This window comes from Rhizobium sp. BR 317 (assembly GCF_047445835.1).
GTDB lineage: Bacteria > Pseudomonadota > Alphaproteobacteria > Rhizobiales > Rhizobiaceae > Rhizobium > Rhizobium paranaense.
On the sequence record NZ_JARWLB010000169.1, the window covers coordinates 1 to 954 of the forward strand.

At 57.0% G+C, this 954-nt stretch carries 2 protein-coding genes; one reads left to right on the plus strand and one right to left on the minus strand.

All coding sequences use genetic code 11. The annotated features are described in order from the left end of the window. The coding region (locus QD357_RS32580; protein ID WP_414126126.1) for an autoinducer binding domain-containing protein at positions 1 to 561 on the plus strand (561 nt) is incomplete at its 5' end. Here QD357_RS32580 and QD357_RS32585 read toward each other — a convergent pair. Then, the gene (locus QD357_RS32585) at positions 558 to 878 is read right to left on the minus strand and encodes a transcriptional repressor TraM (protein ID WP_414126128.1); all 321 of its coding nucleotides are present in this window, start codon (positions 876 to 878) and stop codon (positions 558 to 560) included. The genes QD357_RS32580 and QD357_RS32585 overlap by 4 nt on opposite strands. Positions 879 to 954 lie beyond the last annotated feature (76 nt).

The window sequence follows — 954 nt, forward strand, 5'->3', positions numbered from 1 at the left end:
ACCTATCCAAAGCCATGGGAACGCACCTATCTCTCGGCCGATTACTMCAATATCGATCCCGTGGTGACGCAGGCAAAACGAAAAGGCGATATCTTCTTCTGGACGGCGKACGATTKGAGACCGCGCGGCTCATCTGAGCTCAGAAAGTTTCGCAATGAATCGATCGAGCACGGAATCCGTTGCGGCATGACCATTCCMGTGGAAGGCAGCTACGGAACATCGATGATGCTGACCTTCGCATCCTCCGAAAGGAATGTGGAAGTGCCGGTCGCTTTCGACCCGAAAAAGGCGGTGCAATTGGTGATGATGATCCACTATCGCTTGAAGATKATCGGCGGCAAGACCACGCTCAATCCAAAGCAGGCGCTGTCGCCGCGTGAAATGGACTGCTTGATMTGGGCGGCAAAAGGAAAGAGTACGCTTACAACCGCCAATTTGGTCGGCATCGCTTTCCGGACTGTGCAGCACCATCTCGATAAGGCGCGTGGCAAGCTCGGCGCCKAGTCGGTGCCGCATCTTGTGGCGATCRCCAAGGATCGGGGTTTGCTGCCTCCCAGCTAGCTGACATCGTCATCGACCGGTACTTCCGGCACGAAGCCGAGTGCGTCGAGCATATCCGAAAGCGCGTCCTGCTGAGCTGCGGCCCTTGTTTGGCGCGCAAAATGCTCTTCCTGGAGCGTCTCCAGAACCGAACTGGCGATCGTAGGATCCTCGCTCGCGCGTATCCACTCCTCGTAGACGGCCTGATCGGCGGCAAGCAGACGGCGATGTTGGCGAATGGCGGCCACTGTCAGCGTCTCCAATTMCGCCTTGTCCATCAAATCGTATCGAGGTTTCCTCTGGTCTCCTMCGGCTTGCGAGGAACCCGCATCTTGCATTTCTTTTCCTTCCCAGATCGATGGATTGGCACGACTGCGCCGTATTCGCGCGCGCCTCTTGGCTCCTATGTCAGAC